Annotated in this window: 11 protein-coding genes; 6 read left to right on the forward strand and 5 right to left on the reverse strand. The window is 73.6% G+C overall.

The window, feature by feature from the left end; genetic code table 11:
- Nucleotides 1-263: 263 nt before the first annotated feature.
- Complete coding sequence (locus tag OG335_RS05425; protein ID WP_405009844.1) at nt 264-512, forward strand: acyl carrier protein; 249 nt, start codon at nt 264-266, stop codon at nt 510-512.
- 81 nt (nt 513-593) lie between these two features.
- Here OG335_RS05425 and OG335_RS05430 read toward each other — a convergent pair whose 3' ends face one another.
- From OG335_RS05430 to OG335_RS05450, 5 genes are all read right to left on the reverse strand, one after another.
- Nucleotides 594-3,146, reverse strand: coding sequence for an FAD-dependent monooxygenase (locus tag OG335_RS05430; protein WP_405009845.1), 2,553 nt, complete (start codon nt 3,144-3,146; stop codon nt 594-596).
- Nucleotides 3,147-3,150: 4 nt separating this feature from the next.
- Nucleotides 3,151-10,386: an amino acid adenylation domain-containing protein gene (locus OG335_RS05435; protein WP_405015316.1), complete on the reverse strand. Its 7,236-nt coding sequence runs from the start codon at nt 10,384-10,386 to the stop codon at nt 3,151-3,153.
- Nucleotides 10,387-10,388: 2 nt separating this feature from the next.
- Nucleotides 10,389-11,651 (reverse strand): cytochrome P450, encoded by a 1,263-nt coding sequence (locus tag OG335_RS05440; RefSeq protein ID WP_405009846.1) that lies wholly within the window; start codon nt 11,649-11,651, stop codon nt 10,389-10,391.
- A gap of 31 nt (nt 11,652-11,682) precedes the next feature.
- On the reverse strand, nt 11,683-12,507 hold the full coding sequence (locus tag OG335_RS05445; protein ID WP_405009847.1) for an SAM-dependent methyltransferase: 825 nt from the start codon (nt 12,505-12,507) through the stop codon (nt 11,683-11,685).
- 347 nt (nt 12,508-12,854) lie between these two features.
- A complete protein-coding gene (locus OG335_RS05450; RefSeq protein ID WP_405009848.1) occupies nt 12,855-13,406 on the reverse strand; it encodes an EF-hand domain-containing protein in 552 nt (183 codons plus the stop codon).
- Nucleotides 13,407-13,777: 371 nt separating this feature from the next.
- Here OG335_RS05450 and OG335_RS05455 point away from each other — a divergent pair, with 371 nt between their 5' ends.
- The 5 genes from OG335_RS05455 (at nt 13,778) to OG335_RS05475 (ending at nt 20,116) form a co-directional block, all read left to right on the forward strand.
- Complete coding sequence (locus OG335_RS05455) at nt 13,778-14,662, forward strand: SDR family NAD(P)-dependent oxidoreductase (RefSeq protein ID WP_405009849.1); 885 nt, start codon at nt 13,778-13,780, stop codon at nt 14,660-14,662.
- Nucleotides 14,663-14,710: 48 nt separating this feature from the next.
- On the forward strand, nt 14,711-15,217 hold the full coding sequence (locus OG335_RS05460) for a nuclear transport factor 2 family protein (RefSeq protein ID WP_405009850.1): 507 nt from the start codon (nt 14,711-14,713) through the stop codon (nt 15,215-15,217).
- A gap of 333 nt (nt 15,218-15,550) precedes the next feature.
- Nucleotides 15,551-17,887: a HelD family protein gene (locus OG335_RS05465; RefSeq protein WP_405015317.1), complete on the forward strand. Its 2,337-nt coding sequence runs from the start codon at nt 15,551-15,553 to the stop codon at nt 17,885-17,887.
- 83 nt (nt 17,888-17,970) lie between these two features.
- Entirely contained in the window at nt 17,971-18,336 is a 366-nt protein-coding gene (locus OG335_RS05470) for a PRC-barrel domain containing protein (protein ID WP_405009851.1), read from the forward strand.
- Nucleotides 18,337-19,087: 751 nt separating this feature from the next.
- The gene (locus OG335_RS05475; RefSeq protein ID WP_405009852.1) at nt 19,088-20,116 is read left to right on the forward strand and encodes a terpene synthase family protein; all 1,029 of its coding nucleotides are present in this window, start codon (nt 19,088-19,090) and stop codon (nt 20,114-20,116) included.
- Nucleotides 20,117-20,587: the final 471 nt, after the last annotated feature.

Below are 20,587 nucleotides of genomic sequence, written 5' to 3' on the forward strand. Positions count from 1 at the left end.
ATGCATCCAGGACGGTGACGGTGACGGCCGCGGCCTGATCACCGTGCACGGCGGCGGATCCGGGGCGCTTGGCGGCACGCGGTGCCCCGGCGGATCCGCAGCCGAGCCGATCCCCGTCCTGCCCGACCAGGCCGGTCACGCGGACGGCCCCGGGCCCGGACACCGCCTCCTGCTGACGGCTCCCGGCGGCGGTCCGGCCGGGCGCCACCGTCCTCGTGCGGCCACCCCTCGCCCGCTCGCACCGACCCACCCGGAGAGACGACGTGTACGACATCCTGGTCGACCTCCTGACCGACAAGTTCCAGGTACGGCCCGGGCTGGTCTCCCCCGAGGCCACACCGGCGGCACTCGGTCTGGACTCGCTGTTCGCGGTGGAACTGTCCATCGTGCTGGAGGAGGACTCCGGACTGACGATCGACCAGGACGAACTGGCGGGCGCGGCCACGCTCGCCGACCTCGCACGGCTGATGCAGGAGAGGGCCGGGGCCCCGTCCGGCGTTCCGCGGCCATGAGGTGGCGCGGGCCGTTCTCGCCGGTGGGCCGGACACGGCATCACCTCGCGCCGTGCGGTGGTGTGCGACGGGGTCGGCTGGTCACTCGGAGAGCGCGGACAGGACGGTGCGTACGGAGTCGTCGGCGATGTGCCGAGCGCGCGGCTCCGGGACGAGGTCCTCGACGTAGCTGAAGTTCCAGGCGAGTCGGCCGTGGCTGGTGGTGGCCGCCGCCACGAGGGCGCCCATGACCGAGATGCCCGTGACGAACTGGGCGTCGCGGACTCGCCACGAGCCCACCCGGTCGGGGAACCCGTAGCGGCCGACGTTGGACAGGCACAGGTTGATCGGCCCCTCCTCGTCCATGAACCGCACGAACGACTCGCTGTCCGCGGGTGACTTCGGCCCTGCCAGACGCGGCAGGCTGAGCATGGCCAGGTGGTCCTGGCGCCCGCGGCGACGCACCAGGTCGCGGCTGATCTCACGGGCCATGGGCCACAGCGGCAGGCCGGGCTCGTAGCGGACGCGGGAGGGAACGGTGGCCACGTAGGTACCGACCTCGTCGGGGGCGACGGCGGGTTCGAGATCACCGCGGAAGTCCACCGGCGAGCCGATCGAGAAGTGTGCGCTGCCCGGGGTTCCCGCTTCCCGGGCGACCGCCGTCACCATCGCGGCGGCCAGGGCTCCGTGGACGGTGGTGCCGTGGCGCCTGGCCGCCCGCACCAGCTGGTCCAGCTGGTCGGCGGCGAGGAGCCTGTGGACCATCCGGGTGCGCCGCTGCCCGGACGCGGCCTGCCGGCTGGGGACGACCCGCTGTGCGGGGCTGTGCCGGGCGGCCTGCCGCTCCCGCTCCATCATGGCCCTGAGCCCCGCGACGCCTGCCGCGCCCCGGTGGCGGCGCGGGAGCAGGTCCTCGGTCGCGGGCCGGGCCGGCAGCGAGGTGGCCGGTCGCGCCGTGCCGGTGCCCGCGTGCTCGGCGAGTTCGATCCACTCCCGGAGCAGGGACAGGCAGGTCTTGCCGTCGGCGATGGTGTGCGACGCCGTCAGAAGGAGGTCGTGGACGGTCCGCCGGCCCTCGCCGTCCGTCCCTCCCGAGGTGATCACCACCGCACGCAGCAGCGGCCCGGTGCGCCAGTCGATGCCCTCCGCCAGTTCGCGGTCGTCGACCTCGCGCTCCCACCGGGTGTCGGCCGCGGGGTCGTCCGGCGGCACGTCGACGTGCCGGAGCGGGATCGGCCGCACGTCCAGGGGTGTGAAGGCGGGGTGGGCTCCGGTGCCGTCACCGGTGATCGCGACGCGCAGCAGGGGGTGCCGGACCTGGAGGGCGTCCAGGGCACGACGGTGCAGCGACGGGGGCAGGTGGCCGTGCACGCGGGCCCGGGCGATCACGTTGAGGGGTGAGGTCCGGTCGGCGATCCAGTAGAGACGCTCCAGGGGACTGAGCTCGCGCCGGACGCTGTCCGGTTCCGCGGCCCGGCCGTCCGGGAAGGTGAGGGCCTGCGCCATCCGCCGGACGAAGACGCGACGGGGCGCCAGGCGGAAGTAGCCGTCCCTGTACAGCCGCAGGCCGGGGCGGGCCGCCTGCTCCAGGTCGCTCAGTGCGCGGGACCCGGCCACCACGGCCCTGGCGCGGTCGCGGCGGCGGTCCTCGTAGGCGCGCAGGGCCGGCACCGGGCCGTCGGCCGCCGCGGGCCCGGCGAGCGCGTGTGCCAGCACGACGGCGTCCTCGACGGCCATGGCGGCGCCCTGGGCGAGCGCGGTCAGCATGGGGTGGGCGGCATCGCCGAGGAGGGTGACGGGGCCGTCGCCCCACCGCTCCAGGAAGGCCCGGTCCCTGGAGGGCACGGTGAGGATGTCCTCCTGCGGCGTGGCCCGGATCACCGCCCGTACCTCGTCGGCCCAGTCCGCGTAGGCGTGCGTGAGGGTGTCCTTGACGCGGTCCGGGACGGGCGCGTCGGCGGGCGTGCCGACGGGCGTGCTCGTGGTCGCCCACCAGTAGCAGCGGCCGTGGCCGATGTCGACGAGGCCGAATCGCTGCCCGCTGCCCCAGTAGTGGCGCACGCCGCCCGTGGTGAGGCGCGGGTGCCGGAAGGGGACGATGCCGAGCCGGACGAGGTAGCCGCTGTCCCGGGATGCCTCGGGCCCGGCAAGGTGGCGCCGTACGGCCGAGTTGAGGCCGTCGGCACCGATCAGGACGTCGCCGCTCGCCGAACGGCCGTCCGTGAAGCGGACGGTGACGCCGCCGTCGGCGGCCTCGAAGCCGACGGCGGTCGCGCCCAGGTGGATCGGGCAGTCCCCGGTCTCCGCCAGCAGGGCCTCCTGGAGGTCCGCGCGGCTCAGGCAGAAGCTGGGCGCGCCGGCCCGGGCGCAGGCGTCCGCGAAGGGCAGGTCCCTGATCCGGCGGCCGCGCCGGTCCAGGATCTCGAACGACTCCACGGCCTGGCCGCGCTTGTCCAGGGCGAGGTCGACGCCGAGGGTGGCCAGGGCGGTGACGGCGTTGCTCATGACCGACAGACCTGATCCGGTGGTGCGCAGCTCGGTGGCGCGTTCGTACACCTCGACGTCGACGCCGACGCGCCTCAGCGTGACCGCGCAGCTCAGGCCGCCGATACCGGCACCGATGACCAGGGCCTTCACGCGTCGTCCGGTGGTCATGGTGTCAGCCCTCCCGGCCGGTGCGGGCGGGGTCGGTCCCGATCAGCCCGGCGACGGTGCCGGCCACGTGTGCCACGTACGGCTCCTCCATGATGGTCAGGTGGTCGCCGGGGACGCCGATGACGTCGATCCGGCCGCCGGTCATGGCGCTCCAGCCGTTGCAGGGGTCCTGGCCTCGGGTTCCGGCGGCGCGGTGCAGGGCGGACAGGACGGCGGGCAGCGGCTCCGCGGCGCGGATCAGCGTGAGGTCCTGGTCCTCGCGCGGGGGCCGGTAGGCCAGCGTCGCGTGCCAGTTCGCCCGGTAGACGTCGAACAGGCGGCGGACGGCGGAGCGGGAGCTGCCGGCGGGCAGGACGCCGTGCTCGATCGCGGTGCGGGCCACGAAGGCGAACTTCTCGTCCGGCGAGCCGAGCGCGCCGGGGATGGTCCGTGCGGGCGACGCGCCGCCTGCCCCCGGCCGGAGGAGCTCGTGGAAGAACCACTCCAGCAGGGCGTCGTCCTCCTGTGCGGCGCGCGGTCCCCGGTCCAGGGCCATGGTGTCGAGCACCAGCAGGGTCGCCCGCTCGCCCGCCGCCCGCAGGCGGCGGGCGATCTCGAAGGCGACGAATCCGCCGAAGGACCATCCGCCGACGGCGTACGGGCCGTGCGGCTGCACCGCCCGCAGCGCGGTGAGGTAGCTGTCGGCGAGTTCCTCCACGCTGCGCAGCGGGGTGGTGCCCGGGTCGGCTCCGGCGGCCTGGAGCGCGTGCAGCGGCTGGCCGTCCGGGAGGTGCCGGGCGAGCCCGACGTAGCACAGCACGTTGCCGCCCATCGGGTGGACCATGAACAGCGGCGGGCGGGTGCCGTGCGGGCGGATCGGCACCAGGGGGTCGTGCGCGGGTCTCGCCCCGCCGTCGCGCAGCCGTGCCGCGAGTCCGGCGGGGGTGGGCGTCGCGACGAACTCCGCCAGGGGGATGTGCACCCGGTAGCGGTGTTCGATCCTGACCACCAGCCGCATCACGGTCAGGGAGGTGCCGCCGAGGTCGAAGAGACTGTCGTGCACCCCCACCGCGTCGAGGGACAGCACGTCCGCCAGCATCTCGGTCAGCACCTGCTCGTACGCGTCGCGCGGCCCGGTGCCGGGGGTGCGGCGGGGGGCGGTCAGCGGGGCGCGGCGCAGTGCGGCGTCGTCACGCTTGCCGCTGGGGGTCAGCGGCAGCCGGGCTACCCACTGCAGGTGCGGGGGGACGAGGTGGTCGGGCAGCGTGGCACGCAACCGCTCGCGGATGCCGGCCAGGTCCTCGTCCGTGCCCTCGCCGAGGAGGAAGGCGGCGAGGAAGGTCTCGCCGTCCGCGTGCCGCCGGGCCACGACCGCGGCGTCGCGCAGGGCCGGGTAGCGTTCCGCCAGGCCGGTGACGGCCAGTTCCACCTCGGCCGGCTCCACGCGGAAGCCCCGCACCTTGACCTGCGCGTCCTCGCGTCCGAGGTGGACGACGTCGCCGCCGGGGAGCACCAGACCGAGGTCGCCGGTGTGGTACAGCCGGTGGTCCCCGTCCGCGAAGGGGTGCGGGAGGAACCGCTCCTTGGTCAGGTCCGGGCGGCCCTCGTACCCGTCGGCGAGGCAGGTGCCGCCCAGGTAGATCCCGCCGCGCACCCCGGTCGGGACCGGACGCAGCCGCTCGTCCAGGACGTGCACCTCGGCCCCGTCGATGGCGCGGCCGATCGGCGGCAGCGCGGGGAAGGCGTCCGGCCTCCCGGTCATGGTGAACGCGGTGACCACGTGCGTCTCGGTCGGGCCGTACTGGTTCTCCAGGACGACGCCCGGCAGTTCGGCGCAGAGCGCGCGGATCTCCGGGGTGACGCGCAGCTGTTCCCCGCTGGTGACCAGCACCCGCAGGGCACCCGGGGTGATGCCCAGGGTGCCTGCGGCTTCGGCCAGTTGCTGGAGGGCCACCGGGGGGAGGAAGACCCGCTCGACGCGCTCGCGGTCGAGGAGGCGCAGCAGTGCGGGCATGTCGCGCCGCTCGGCGTCGCCGGCCAGGCACAGCGTGCCGCCGGAGCACAGCGTGGAGAAGATCTCCTGGAAGGAGACGTCGAAGCTCAGCGGCGCGTACTGCAGGGTCACGCCGCCCGCGACCGCGCTCGGTGCCCCGGTCTGCCAGGCCACCAGGCCGGCCAGGGCGCGGTGCGGCACGGCGACGCCCTTGGGCGTCCCGGTGGAGCCGGAGGTGAACAGGACGTACGCGGTGCTCCCGGCGTCCGTCGGGCCCGTGGTCCGGCAGGCCGGTGCCGGTGCCGGTGCCGGTGCCGGTGCCGGTGCCGTCAACGATTCGGCGGGTAGCAGGAGTGCGGGTTCACCGGCGAGGTGGGCGTGCGCGGACTCGGCCACGACGCGGAAGGGCCGGGCCTGTTCCAGCATCGCGGCCAGCCGGGGGGCCGGGTAGCCGACGTCCAGCGGGACGACCGCGCATCCGGCCCGCAGGACGCCCAGGAGCACGGCGACGGCCAGCGGGGAGCGGTCCATCGCGATCGCGATCCGGGCGTCCGCCGGGGCGCCGAGGGCGCACAGTTGTCCGGCCACGTTCTCGGCGGCCCGGGCCAGCCGGGCGTAGGTCCACCGCTCGTCGCCCGCCACCAGGGCGGTCGCGTCCGGGGTGCGCGTGGCCTGCTCCGCGAAGCGTGCCACGACGGTGGGGTGTTCGGTGTGGGAGGCCGGCTCCTGCGGGGCGGCGAGGAAGGTGAAGTCCGGTTCTTCGCAGGGCTGTTCCACCATGCGCTGGAGGATGCTGAGATAGCCTGCCGCGAAGAGGTCGCCCTGTTCGGCGGCGAACGTCGTGCCGTCGCAGTCGATCCGCAGCCACATGCCGCTGCCGTCGGGTTCGGTGACCGCGTTCACCAGGAGCCGGAGGTCGCTCTCCTCCCAGCTGTGGAAGTCCGCGAGCCGTAGGCCTGCCAGGCCGAGGACGCGGGCGAGCTGGTGGAAGTGCACGTAGTTGAAGGCGGTGTCCAGGACGGGACCGCCGTGGTCCTCCTGGATCGCGCTCAGCGGGTAGCGGCGGTGGGGGTGGCCTTCCTGCTCCTGGCGGAAGCACTCGCGCGCCACGTCCAGCCAGCTGTCCCGTGCGGTGTCCAGGCGCACGGGCACGGTGTTCAGGAACAGTCCGGTGCTGCGTTCCGCCCCGGCCAGTTCGGGCCGGCCGTGGGTGATCAGGCCGGTGGTGACGTCCCGGGTGCCGGCGAGCGCGGCCAGCGTCAGGCCGTGCGCCGCGAGGAGTACGGACTTCACGGGCAGGGCGTGTCCGGCCGCGAAGTGCCGCACCTGCTCGACGAGGGCGCCGGGCAGGTCGACCCGTCGCGAGGCCGGCCGGCGGCCGGGACCGGGCAGGTGGGGCGGGAACGCCTCGACCGGCAGGGGTTCGCAGCCGGCCAGTTTCTCCCGCCAGTAGTGCCTGGCGTCCTCCGACCGCAGGGCGGCCTGCTCCAGCCGTACGTGGGCCGCCGGGGAGGGCGGCGCCGTGCCGTCGACGGGGACGGGGTCGAGGCCGAGGGCGTGGGCGTAGTCCTGGAGCAGTTCCTGGAGCAGGGTGGCGACGCTGCCGCCGTCGAGGAGCGCGTGGTGGAAACTGAGGACCAGGTCGACCGCGGCGGGCCGCACGTGGGCGCGGAACAGGTACAGCGGCGCCCGGTCGACGGCGTACCGGTGGCGGCGGCGCTCCTCGACGTGCGCGCACACCTCGGCTTCGGCTTCGGCCTCGGCCGCGGCCGCGGCGACGCCGGGCGGACGCAGGTCGGCGATCTCCAGACCGCCGTGCACCCGGGGGTGGACGACCTGCAGCGGTTCGGCCCCTGCCAGGTCGAAGGCCGAGCGCAGCGCCGGGTGCCGTGCCGTCAGCCGGTCGAAGGAGCGGCGGAACTCCGCTTCGTCCCAAGGCATTTCGAGGGTGTACCGGAAGACGTCCCGGTATCTGGCCGAGGCTTCGTGCCGTCGGCCGTGGTACAGCAGGCCGAGCTGGAGCCGGGTCAGTGGCCAGGCGTCCTCGGCGTCCCGCAGACGGGCCCGGTCGACGTCGGCCACGAGGGCGAAGGGGGCCGGGCGGGCCCCGGGCCCGGGCGCCTCGCAGTCCTCCGTGTGCGGGGCGAGGCCGGCCACCGTCGGGTTGCGCAGGAGGTCGGTGAGCGAGAAGCGCAGGCCCCGGGTCTCCGCCTCGGCGCGTACCTTGAGCATCAGGATCGAGTCGCCGCCGAGGGCGAAGTAGTCGTCGTGGACGCCCACGGCCTCGTGGCCCAGGACGCGGCCCCAGACCTCGGCCAGGACGGCCTCCGCCCGGTTGCGCGGCTGCCCGTCCCCGGTGGTCTCCGGGACGTCGCGGGGTGGTGGCAGTGCGTTGCGGTCGGCCTTGCCGCTGGGGGTCAGCGGGATGCCGCGGATCCGGGTGAAGGACGCCGGGACCATGAACGCCGGCAGCGTACGCCCGAGCCGTTCGCGCAGCAGCGCCGTGCCGATCGGGCTGTCGGCGACGTAGTAGCCGGCCAGGACGGTCCCCCGGGCGTCGGTGGTGCGGCCCACCACGACGGCGTCCCGGACGCCGGGGACCGCGCGCAGGGCGGCGGCCGCCTCGTCGGGCTCGACGCGGTGGCCCCGGATCTTGACCTGGTCGTCGAGCCGCCCGAGGTACTCCAGGGTGCCGTCCGCGAGCCACCGGGCCAGGTCGCCGCTGCGGTAGAGTCGGCCGCCCGGCACGAACGGGTCGCGGCCGAACCGTTCGGCGGTCAGCTCCGGACGGTCGAGGTACCCGCGGGCCACTCCGGCGCCGCCGATGCACAGCTCGCCGGCGATCCCGACGGGCTGCGGCAGGTCGTCGGCGCCCAGCACGTACAGCGCGGTGTTGTCGATCGGCCGGCCGATGGGCACCCGGGCGATGCTGCGGGCGGGGTCGCCGGGGCAGTCGTAGGACGAGACGTCGACCGTGGCCTCGGTCGGGCCGTACAGGTTGACCAGCCGGACGGGCTGCCCGGCGTCGCCCTCACGGCGGCACCGCTCGGACAGACGGTTGAACTGCTCGACCCGGGCTCCGGGCAGGGCCTCACCGCTGCAGAAGACGTACCGCAGGGTCCGGACGGCCTCCCGTGAGGCGGCCGATTCCTCCAGCAGGTCGAGGAACGGGCCGAGCATCGAGGGGACGAAGTGCACGGCGGTGACCCGGTGTTCGCGGATCGCCCGCACGACCTCGCGCGGGTCCTTCTGCCCGCCGGGCGGCAGCAGGGCCACGGCCGCGCCCTCGGCGGCCCACCAGAACAGCTCCCACACCGAGACGTCGAAGGAGACCGGCGTCTTCTGCAGCAGGACGTCCCGGCCCCCGAGCGGGTAGCGGCGCTGCATCCACGCGAGGCGGTTGACGACGCTGCGGTGCTCGACCATGACGCCCTTGGGCTGCCCGGTCGAGCCTGAGGTGTAGATGACGTAGGCGAGGTCCCCGGCGGTGGCGAGCGGCTCGACGGGGGCTCCGCTGCCGTGCAGCAGGTCTCCGACGCGCCGCACGGTCGCGTCCCCGGGCAGGCCGTCGGGCGCGTCGTCGTCGACGATCACCACCGTGGCGCGGCTGTCGCGCAGCAGGAACTCCACCCGCTCGGCCGGGTATCCGGGGTCCACCGGTACGTAGGCGCCGCCCGACTTCAGGATGCCGAGCAGGGCGACCGGCAGGAGCGGCCCGCGCTCCATCATGACCGCGACCCGGTCGTCCGGGCCCACGCCGTCCGCGCGCAGGGCCCGCGCGACCCGGTTGGCCCGCTCGTCGAGTTCGGCGTAGGTCAGCGTCCGTCCGGACGCCGCGACGACCGCGGCCTGCTCCGGCCGGCGGGCGGCCTGCGCCTCGAACAGGCCGTGCAGGGTGGCCCGGTCCGCGCGGGGCACCTGCCGGCCACGGGCACGGCCGGCGGTGAGGTCGTGGTACTCGGCCGGCGTCAGCATGGGGACCTCGGCGAGTGGCCGGTCCAGCCGCTCCACGCCGTGTTCCAGGAGCGTCGTGAGGTGACCGGCCATGGCGGCGACGGGGAAGTCCCCGCCGAAGACGTCGCAGGCGTAGTCCAGGTCGACGCGGAGGTCCTCCGTGTCCTCGAAGGCCGACACCAGGACGCCCAGCGCGTCCTGGTCGTGGGAGGGGGCCTTCAGGGCCGTCCGCCGCACGACGCCGGGGACCTGCTCCCGCCGGGGCCAGTTCACGGAGGAGAGCGTCACGTCGAAGAGCTGCCGCGGGCCGCGGGCCGCTGCGGGTGCCTCGCGCAGGACGTCGCCGAGCGAGAGCCGCTCATGACGCCGGAGCGCCCGGGTCGTGCCCTGGATCCCGGTGAGCAGGTCCCTGACGGTACGGCTGCCGGGTGCCGCGACCCGCAGCGGCAGGGTGTTGGCGAACTGGCCGAGGACGTCCCGGTGGGGCCCGGTCGTACGGTTGAGGAAGGGGACGCCGAGCACCACCTCCTCGCTGCGGTGCAGGCGTGCCAGGTACGTGCCGAGCATCGCCGCGAGGTAGGTGAACGGCCAGAAGCCCGCCGCGCGGACCCGGCCGACGAGGGCGCCGTCGACCGTGAACGAGTGGCGGCCGCGTTCCTGCGGACCGTCACCCCCCGCACGCGTGAAGAGCGCGGGCGTCACGCCGCGGAGGTACTCCCGGTGGAAGGCGCGGTCACGGTCAGCGTCCGCACCGGCGCGGTAGGCGGCGTCCTCCTCGACGAAGGCGAGGTAGGAGGCCGTCGCCTCCCGGGTGCTCCGGCGCGCACCGCCGTGCGGCGCCTGCGCGTAGTCCCGGAGGATCTCGTGGCCGAGCCGGTCGAGGGTCCAGCCGTCGGCGACGATGTGGTGCGCCTTGACGTGGAGGTGCGTGACGTCCGGGCCCTCCAGGAGGAGTACGGCCTCGACCGGGGAGCCGCCGGTGAGCGGCAGGGCACCGGCCAGCGACCGGCGCATCCACGCGGCGCAGGCGGCACCCGGATCGGGTTCGCGCGAGAGGTCGATCACGGTGACCGGAACACGCTCCTGCACCACCCGCTGCACGGGAACGCCGGAGCTGTCCGCGAACCTCAGCCGGAACGTCTCGTGGCGCTGCAGCGCACGCTCCGCGCAGGCGGCGAGCCTGTCGTGGTCGACCCCGCCCTGCAGGCGCTCGTGGAGGACGCAGTTGAACTGCGGCGACTCCGGCGCCCGGGAACCGGCGGCCCACACGTCCTGCTGATACGCGGTCAACCGGTGCGACGTCCGGTGGTTCATGCTCACCTGTCGGTACTTCCTTCGAGCCGTACGGGGATCTCCCGGTGCCCGTTGAAGATGAGGGAGGGCAGCGGAGCCAGCGAGCCCGGCTCGGCCGCGAGTTCGAGGGCGGGGAACCGGGAGAAGAGCGCGGACAGCGCGATGCGTCCCTCGACGCGGGCGAGTTCGGCGCCCAGGCAGTAGGTGGGGCCGTGGCTGAACGCCAGGTGCTCGCGGGCGGTGGCGCGGGTGATGTCGAAGAGGTCGGCGTCCGCGCCGTGCACCCCGGGGTCACGGCCGACCGCGGCGTAGTTGATGACGAGGGCGTCGCCCTGCGGGAAGGTCAGCCCCGTCACCTCGTCGTACAGGTCCTCGGTGGGGAAACGCATCATGAAGCTGGCCACCGGCGCCTGGTGCCTCAGGGTCTCCTCCACGACCTGGTCCCAGCCGACCCGGCCCGACACGGCCAGCTCCAGCTGGGCCGGGTGCGTGAGCAGGTTGACCACGGCGTGGTCCAGCAGGCCCGCCGTGGTCCCGTAGCCGGCGCCGAGCGTCATCCAGATGCTGTCGGCCAGCTCCCGCTCGTCGAGAAGTCCCTCGTGGTGGGCGGCGACCAGGGCGCTGGCGACGTCGTCCCCGGGGTGCCCGGTCTTGAGTGCGAGCAGGTCCCCGAGGAGCTGCGCGGCCTCGGCCGCGTTGGCGGCCACCTGCTCCGCGGTCAGGTTCGTGGCGAAGACGGTGTCGTTGACGGCCTGGAAGCCGTCGCGCATGGCCTCCGGCAGGCCCACCAGCGCGGTGACCGTCAGCCACGGCAGCCGTGAGGCGAAATGCGCCCGCAGGTCCACGACCCCGTCGGGGGCGGCCGCGGCCGCCCCCGCGAGGTCGTCCAGCAGCGCGTCGACCGTCTCCTCGATCCACGGGGCGAGGGCCCGAACGCGGCGAGCGGCGAACGCGGGCACCAGAGGACGCCGCAGCCGGCCGTGGTCGGGCCCGTAGGCGGTCTGGACGGTACGGATGTCCACCCAGATCCGCAGCGGCCAGTCGGCGGGAAGGTCCCCGTCGAGGAAGGCCGGCCAGTGCAGGTGCGCGTCCTTCGACACCCGGGGGTGGACCAGCAGCCGCCGGACGAGCCCCGGGTCGGTCACCGACCACGCGGGCACGCCGCCCGGCAGCTCGATCCGGGCGGCGGGCCCCAGCGCGCGCAGCGCCGCGGCTTCGCCGTGGACGTCCGCTGCGCTGCCGTCCAGACGGTACGGACAGCGGTTCCGGGCGGGCGGGGAGGACATGGCTCGCGACCTCGACGGCACTGGTCGGGACTCAGGGACGGACGGCGGTCAGGAGCCCGTAGCGGAGCTGGGGAAGCGCGAAGTACCACGCACCCAGGTCGGCCGCCCTCTCCCACTCGCGTGCCGCCTCGCCGTCGGTGTCGCCGCGTGCGGCGTCCCGCCAGGCGCGGGTCATGCTGTCGTAGGAGCGCCGGACGTTCTCGGTGATGTCGGTGTGGTCCACCACCTCCAGCCCGGCCTCCCGCAGCAGCTGCCGGTACAGGTCGGTGGTCAGCGCGAACTTGAAGAACGCGTGGGCTTCCGCCGTACGGTCGGCATCCGGGTGGTCGAGCTCGCCGTCGAGGTGGTGCTCGGCGATGACCAGCCGTCCACCGGGGCGCAGCACCCGTGCGATGTGGCCGAGGGCCGCTTCCTTGTCCTTCATGTGCATCAGGGACTCGATGGCGTAGGCGCCGTCGAAGGACTCGTCCGGGAAAGGCAGTTCCATCGCGTCGGCCAGACGGAAGGTGGCCCGTCCGGGCAGGTCCGCCGACTGCGGGCGGCTGTTGGCCAGCTCGACCTGGTAGTCGCTGACGCTGACACCGGTGATCCGCACGGCGTGGTGGGCGGCGATGCGTGCGGCGGTGCTCCCGTGGCCGCACCCCACGTCGATCAGGTGCTGCCCCTCGGCCGGGGCGAGGCGTTCGGTGACGAGGTCCGTCAGCCGGTCGGTCGCCGCGCGCATGGGGCTGTCGTCGGCTTCGTCGTCCCAGTAACCGACGTGGATGTTGCCGCCGAGCGCGCTGTCGTACACGTCCGTGTGGCGGTTGTAGAACGTCCCCACGTCGCGGGACGTGTGGGGGTGTTGCGTCAGCATCGGATGGCCTTTCACGGTTGGTCGAGCCGCCTGCCGGGATCCGCCGGGGCCTGGCGGTCCGTCCCGCGGGGTGCACGGCGAGGAGTGGGCAGGGAAACGCACGGGTTGTCTGCAGAGGGATCGGGCAGGGCGGAGCGGGTGGATCACGGCCGCGTCCCTTCGGGGCACGGACGTCACCCACCCGCCGGGACGCACGCGTTGCCACCGGCGGGTGGGTGGTGACCGGGGTCCGGTCCGGGAGCGGGGCGGGCGGGGATCACGGATCATCCGCTACGCGGACGACCTGACGTTCCGTCCGCCGGAGCCGGCCGGGGTGCGGCGGCAGCGCCCGCTCCGCACGGGTCCGCTCAGACGTGCCCGAAGAACAGGCTGCCCGGTGCGTCCGGGTCGTTCGAGAGGAAGTGCTCGCGCACCGCGCGGATGAACTCCTGGCGCGAGATCGCGCCGTCCCCGTCGGTGTCCAGCTTGGTGAACGTGTCCATCGCGTCGGGCGCGTCGGTCTTCCACACGTCCCTCAGGAACCGGGCGAACTCGTCCTTGCTGATCTCGTTGTCGCCGTTGACGTCGATGACGTCGAAGATCGCGTGGCCGCCACCCTCGGTCACGTTCAGCCGGCTGGTGTCGACGACCGCGAGGCGGTTGGCCGTGACGAACTGCTCCTTCGTGAGCCGGTCGGCCTCCACGCCCGCGTGACGCAGCAGCTCCAGCCAGTAGATCTGGCAGAAGGTCTGGAGTGCCCTGGCCCGGCGGTCGTTCTTGTCGAGCTGGTAGGCCTGGATGTAACGGTCGGCGAGCTTCTGGTAGTCCGTCCAGTCCACGTAGCTGTCGTGGTTGGCGTCCATGGTGTCGAACGTGCGCTCAAGCTTGGCGGTGATGACGTCCTGCGTCGCAGTTGCCATGTCTCCTCCTCGGGGACGAAGGGGGTGTTGGAACCACCATGACCAGCCTGTCGTTTGTGCACAATCCGACAGGCGGGGCCCGCCGCGTTGTTCACCTCATTGGCCGCGCCGACCCGCCCTCCGAGCACGCCCGGCGGGACTCGCCGGCTCCGGCCGGGCGGCCGCGGACCTGCCGGGCCGCGGAGTGCGATCAGCCAACAGGCCGCCCCTTCTGTGCGAGTTCGTCCCCGATCCTTCCACCACCGCCCCCTACTGTGGGACACGGCCGGGAACGGACCCCTGGCTCCACCCGCGCAGGGGTTGGAACGGCCCGCCGACGGATCGCGGCACACACCCCGTCCGCCTCCACGCCCCGAACCCGGAGGAAGCACGTGTCGAAATCGTCGGGCCCGACGCCGCCCGCAGGCCGCGCCGTCGTCGTCACCGGAGCCTCCTCGGGCCTCGGGGAGGCGTGCGCACTCCAGCTCTCGCGGGTGGGTTTCCACGTCCTCGCCGGGATCCGCCGTCCCGAGGACGGCGAACGGCTCCGCAGGACCGCCACCGGACGGCTGACCCCGGTGGCCGTCGACGTGACGGACGAGAAGTCGGTCCAGGCAGCCGTGCACGAGGTCACCGAACTGACCGGCGGAGCCGGGCTGTGGGGGCTGGTCAACAACGCGGGCATCGCCGTCACCGCTCCGCTCGAGTGCGTGCCCGCCGAGCTCATGCGCCGCCAGCTGGACACCAACGTCACGGGCCAACTGCTGATGATCCAGGGATTCCTGCCGCTGCTGCGAGTCGGCGCCGGACGGATCGTCAACGTGACCTCGGGCCTCGGGAACATCGCGATTCCCTACCTCGGCGCCTACGCCGCCGCCCAGTTCGCCAAGGAGGCGCTCAGCGACGCGCTGCGCCGCGAGCTCGCCCCGCAACGGATCCCCGTGTCGGTGGTCCAGCCGGGCGCCGTACCGACCCCGATCTGGGACAAGATGCGCGAGACGGCCGACCGGGCGCTGGGGAGCGCCCCGGCGACGGTCCGGGAGCTCTATCGCGACACGTTCCCGCCGTTCGTGGCGGCCAACGAGACCCAGGCCCGGACCAGCCGCACGACCACCGACGACATCGCCCGGGTCGTCTTCCGGGCCCTGGTCGCCGAGCGGCCGAGGACCCGCTACGGCGTCGGCCGGGACGCCGTCGGCAGCCGCCTCCTGGCCAGGCTGCTGCCCGACCGGGCGATCGACCGGATCCTCGCCGGCATCGTCACGCCCGCTCGCTGACCACGGCCCGCGCGACCGGCACCACCACACCGCGAGGGAAGGATCCGCATGACCACGCCGCAGCAGCTGAAGGACCTGTTCACGTACGGCCTGGGCCTCCTGTCGGAAGGGAGGATCGAGGAGTGGATCGACGGCTTCACCGAGGACGGCGTCCTCGAGTTCCCGTACCCCGCGTGGGGCCTTCCCGCCCGGATGCAGGGCCGGGAAGCGCTGCTCACCCAGATGACGGTGTTCCGTGACCAGCTGAAGGTCGACTTCTCCGAGCCCGAGTTCTACACCGCCACCGAGGACGGTCTGGTCGTCGCGGCCTTCACCGGAACGTGCACGCTGATCGCCACCGGGGGGCGGTACCACCAGACCTACCTGTCGGTGGTGCGGTACGAGCAGGGCCGGATCGCCCTCTTCCGCGACTTCTGGGACCCCTGGGCGGTGATGGAGGCGGCCGGCGGCGAGTTCGCCTGGAAGCAGCTCCTGCCGACGATGGCGCGGAGCCGACTCACCGCTCCAGCCGCCACCACCGCCACCACCGCCACCGACCCGGCTGTCACCGGGTGATCGAGGTCGTGGACGTGGCCGGGTGAGGACGTCGACCCCGGAGAGCTGACGCCCGCCGCGGTGCCGATGGCCGGCGCCGGCGGTCGAGTACGAGGCCCTGCGCCGTGAGGTCCGCGAACCGGAGATGGAGTCGTTGACCATGTGCGGGGGCATGCCGCCGAAGTCGATCCGGCCCATGAAGCCGGCAGGGCTGAGAAACAAAAAAATCCGGGACTGGCGTCCCGGAGAATTGCCTCATATATTGAGAAGTTCTCGCCCGGTATTCTTTTTCGGCGGGAACGGCAGCTTACGGTTTCAGTATATGCGGGCGGAAACGGAATGTCAAACGAAGAAATGGTTCGGGAGCAGGAATTCATCGACCTGCTCCGCCTACGGCTGGCCGCGCTCGAAGGCCGGGCCGAACAGGCCGTTCGGGCAGCGCTGGCGCAGGAGGTGACGAACGCCCAGACGATCCTCGAACGCGATGTCGTCGTCGTCGAGAACTCGGAGCTGGTCGCCGCCTACGCGTCGGGCGAGCACGGGCTCTGCTTCGGCCACCTGCTGTTCCGGGACGGCACCGACCACCACGTCGGGCGCATCGGCATCCGTGCCGACGACGCCGAACGCACGCCGCTGGTCATCGACTGGCGGGCCGAACGCGCACGGCCCTTCTACCTCGCCACCGGCTTCGAACCGATGGGCCTGCGGCGCCGACGCCACATCGCCTCCGTACGCAACCGCGTCACCGCGCTGCACGACGAGATCCTCGACCTCGACGACAGCGAGCGCACCGGCCACGAGGGCCCGGACGCCGACGCGGTGCTGCTCGCCGCACTGGACGCGGCCCGCACCGGCCGGATGCACGACATCGTGCAGACCATCCAGGCCGACCAGGACAGGATCATCCGCGCCCCGCACCAAGGCGTGTTCGTGGTCGAGGGCGGCCCCGGCACCGGCAAGACTGCGGTGGCCCTCCACCGCGCCGCCTACCTGCTCTACGCCCAGCGCGAGCTGCTCGCGCGGCGGGCGGTGCTGATCGTCGGCCCGAACCCCGCCTTCCTCGCCTACATCGGCCACGTGCTGCCGTCCCTCGGCGAGACCGGCGTGCTGCTGGCCACTCCCGCCGAGCTCTTCCCCGGGGTCCGCGCCACCGGCACCGACACGGCGGCCGCCGCCGTCGTCAAGGGCCGGGCGGTGATGGCCGAGGCGCTCGCCGCCCACCTGTCCGACCTGCAGGCCCTGCCCGACCCCGCGCTGGTGATAGGCCACGAGGACGGCGTGCTGGTGCTGGACCGGGAGATCGCCGCCGCCGCACGCGAGCACGCCCGCACGACCCTGCTGCCGCACAACCTGGCCCGCCCGCACTTCGCCTTCGCCGTCATCGACGCCCTGACCGAACAGCTGGTCGAACGGATCGGCCACGACCCCTACGGCGGCCCGAACCTCCTCGGCCCGGACGACCGGGCGCTGCTGGGCAAGGCGATCGCGGCCAGCCCCGACGTCCACGCCGCGATCGACCGGCTGTGGCCGCCGCTCACCCCGGAGCGCTTCCTCCTCGACTACCTCGCCGAGCCCACGCACCTCTCCCCCGCCGACGCGGAAGCCGTCCGGCGCGATCCGCTCTCCCGCCCGGAGAGGCCCGCCCGGTGGGAGTGGACACCGGCCGACGTTGCGCTGCTGGACGAAGCCGCGGAACTGCTCGGCGAGGACGACGCCGCGCGGCTCGCCGCCGAGGAGGCCCGCCGGCAGGAGCGGATCGCCTACGCGCAGGGCGTGCTGGACCTGTCCTACGGCTCGCGCACACAGGAGTTCGAGGACCGCGGCGACGAGGATTCCGAGCGGCTCGGCGCCCACGACCTGATCGACGCCGAACGGCTGGCCGACCGCCAGGAGGAGGCGGACCACCGCACCGCCGCCGAACGCGCGGCCGCCGACCGGAACTGGGCCTTCGGCCACGTCATCGTCGACGAGGCACAGGAGCTGTCGCCCATGGCCTGGCGGCTGCTGATGCGCCGCTGCCCCACCCGCTCGATGACGCTCGTCGGCGACCCGGCACAGACCAGCGAGCCCGGTGGCTGCGGCAGCTGGGCGGCCGCGCTGGCCCCGCACGTCCAGGACCGCTGGCAGCACGTCGTGCTGGACGTCAACTACCGCACCCCGGCGGAGATCATGGAGGTGGCGGCCGCGGTGCCGCGCGCCTCGGACCCGACGTTCGTGCCGCCGCGCTCGGTGCGTACGACGGGCGTGCGCCCGTGGGCGGTGCAGACCGACGACCTGCCCGGCGCGGTGGCGGCGGCCGTGGCCCGGCAGACCGTCGGGGACGGCGACGAGAAGCGCCGCCTCGCCGTCATCGCACCGCACGAGCACCTCGGCGCGATGGCGGCCGCGCTCCCGGACGCCGCACACGGTGCCCGGCCGGACCTGACCCGGCCGGTCGTGCTGCTCGCCCCGGCCCAGGCCAAGGGACTGGAGTTCGACACCGTGCTCGTGGTCGAGCCCTCCCGCTTCGGGGCCAACGAGCTGTACGTCGCACTGACCAGGGCGACCCAGCGGCTGGGCATCGTCCACACCGAACCGCTGCCGTTCGGCCTCGACCTGCGGGACGGCGACCCGCAGGTGATGCACCGGGCGTCCGAGGGCCGGTCGCCTGCGCACGGTGGTGGGAGCAGCCGGCCCGTTGACGGGGTGTGACCCACCGGGCCCAGGGCAGGCAGGCCACGGAGCGCACCACGGCGGGAGCGGCCCGCGCGGTGCCACGATGTGAGGGAGGCGCCGTGAGCGGCATCGAGATCCGGGAGTTCCGCAGCACGTCCGGCCACGTCCCGGGCACGGACCTGGTCGGCTTCCACGTGGAGGCTGCAGACGGGCGCATCGGCAAGGTCGACCGGCTGTCGGAGGAGGTCGGCTCGCAGCACCTGGTGGTCGGCACCGGGCCGTGGATCTTCGGCAGGCACGTCCTGCTCCCGGCCGGCACCGTGGTGCGCGTCGAGCAGGGCGAGCGGACGGTCCACGTCGACCGCACCAAGGACGGGATCAGGAACGGGCCCGAGTACGACCCGGAGAAGCACGACACCGCGGACGCCGACTACCGGGACGCGTACACCGCCTACTACGGGACGTACGACGGCGGTCCCGTCTGAGCTGTGCCCTTCGCAGGCCCGCAGCCGCGTGTCCCCGCCGCCCGGCCCGGCGCCTGCGGGTCGGACGGGCCGTCGCCGTCGCGCCGGACCGGCGCGGTGAGGAGGACGAGGCCCACGAACGCGCCTTCGGGTGCGCCAGGGCCGTTCCGGTCCGTTCGCCGGCCGTGGGCCTCCCGGGCGCCGGGATCCCGCCCTGCCGTGTCCCGAGCCATCCGACGGCACGACCAGAGGTTGACGATCTGTCATGATTCGCAGGGACATGGCCGAATAGGGATGACCCGACCGCCGGTCCGGCAGGTCGCCTCCGAAGCCGGAAGCACGCAGCCCGTTCCCGGAACGTCCCGCTCTCCCGGGTGCGCCCGGACGGGGCCCGCGAGCCGCCCACCTCGGAATGGCCATGGCGACAGGAGACATCGGATGCCTTCGAAGTGGAGTGACCGCACCCCGGCCACGGACGCCGACCAGGCCTGCCTCCGCAGATCGCCTCCTTCGAGGCCGTCGCGCCGCCCGTCCTGTCGTGATGCGGGCGGGGGCTTCGCGGCGACGGTGCGGGACCGCTGAACACGACCAGGTGGTCCAGCGGGTCGACAGGCCGTCCGTGGCCCTGAACGGCGCGGCCGTCCCGGGGAATCCTGGCGACCGCGGCCGCCGGTGGCGCACCCGGCCTTCCGCTCGCGCAGCCGACCGGCCCGGGGCCGGGGACAGGAACACAGGCGTGGAACCGAACCTCCGGGCGTCAAGGAGACAAGCCGTGCAGTCGTACACCATCCCTCGTCTGCGTACCGGGGTGCCCTGGCAGATCAACCCCCATCACACACCCGGGTTGGATGCCGAGGCGAACGCATGGGCCTTCGGACTGTTCAGCGACGACAAGCGCGTTCCGGTGCCCGTGAGGGCCGACAACTACACCACGTGGGCGGCACTGTGCTTCCCGGACGTCGGAACGGAGTTGCTGACTCTGTGGTGCCGCTTCAACGCCCTGTACACGGTCGCCGAGAACAGGCAGGAGGTGCTGTTCTCGACCGCGGACGCGGGCGGCGCGGAGGCCGTCTGGGGACGCATGGCGCAGTGCCTCCTGAGGCTGTCGCACGCCCCGGATCCGGAGGAGGTCCCGCCGGACGGCTGGGGCGACGGACTGCCACGGTTCTACCTGCATGCGGCCCGGAACATCGCGCTGACGATGGCCCCGGCTCAGGGGCGGTACTTTCTGCGCCGGACCGCTCAGATGGCCATGGCGCAGTTCCAGGAGAAGGACGCCATTGCGTCGCCCCGCATGGGGCTGGAGGAGTACGTGGAGTACCGGCAGACCAACTTCGGTGTCCCCCTGTTCGTGGCGGCCGTGCCGTCGATGCTGTCGGCCCCGCTGGCGACCGAGTGGTGGGACTCGACGGAGCGTCGGGAACTGGACCGGCTGACGGCCCGGCATTGCTGCCTGGTCAACGACCTGTACTCGTTCCGGAAGGAGCACGAGCACCGGGACGGAAAGCCCGCCCCGGTTCAGGCCGTGACAGTGCTGAAGAGTCTTCACGACCTGTCGCTCCAGGGCGCCGTCGACCGGCTGGTCGAGGTGATCGAGGAGACGGAGGCGGAGTTCCGGGAGGCGCGGAAGCGCGCGGCGGTGAGGCCGGAACGGGCGGAGTACGCCGACAGACTGGGGCACATCCTGGCGGGCAACCTCAGGTATCACCTGATCTCGCCACGCTTTCACGGGCAGAGCTTCGAGGGGGTGTTCAGCGGAGGAGAGGTGACGTTGTCGGGCCGACCGGTGTGGAGGACGTGACCCGGTGGCCGGGCAGGACATCGAAGTCCTGCCGGAACAGCAGCCGGTGACGGCGAGCCAGGTGGCACCGGGGAAGATCGCCACGGCCATCACCGAGGAGTCCCGAACGGCGGTGTAACGGCTGGTCGGCTCCGGGCTCCTTCACGCCCCGGGCCGGGCGGCGGTGTCGCGGGCCCGGGCCGGGTCGACAGCAGATCGGCGGCCGCAGCCCCCGGACACGGCACGACCATCCCGTTCCTCAGCCGGACAGCCGCCGGGTGCGCCACGCCGACGGCAATGGCGGCCCGGGCGTCGAAGGACTGGAGAGCGCCGACAGCGGGACGCCGTCGGCGAGTTATACGCAGCCCTGGCGGTCGGAAGCCTCGGCGTTCAGCACCGAACCGGCCGGGCGGCGCAGCTGGAGCGATCCATCTGCTCAAGGCGCTCGCCGCCGCCCGCCGGGCGTCGGGGACGAGCGTCCGGCCCACTGGC

The sequence above is a fragment of the Kitasatospora sp. NBC_01539 genome (genome assembly GCF_045040525.1).
Classification (GTDB): domain Bacteria; phylum Actinomycetota; class Actinomycetes; order Streptomycetales; family Streptomycetaceae; genus Kitasatospora.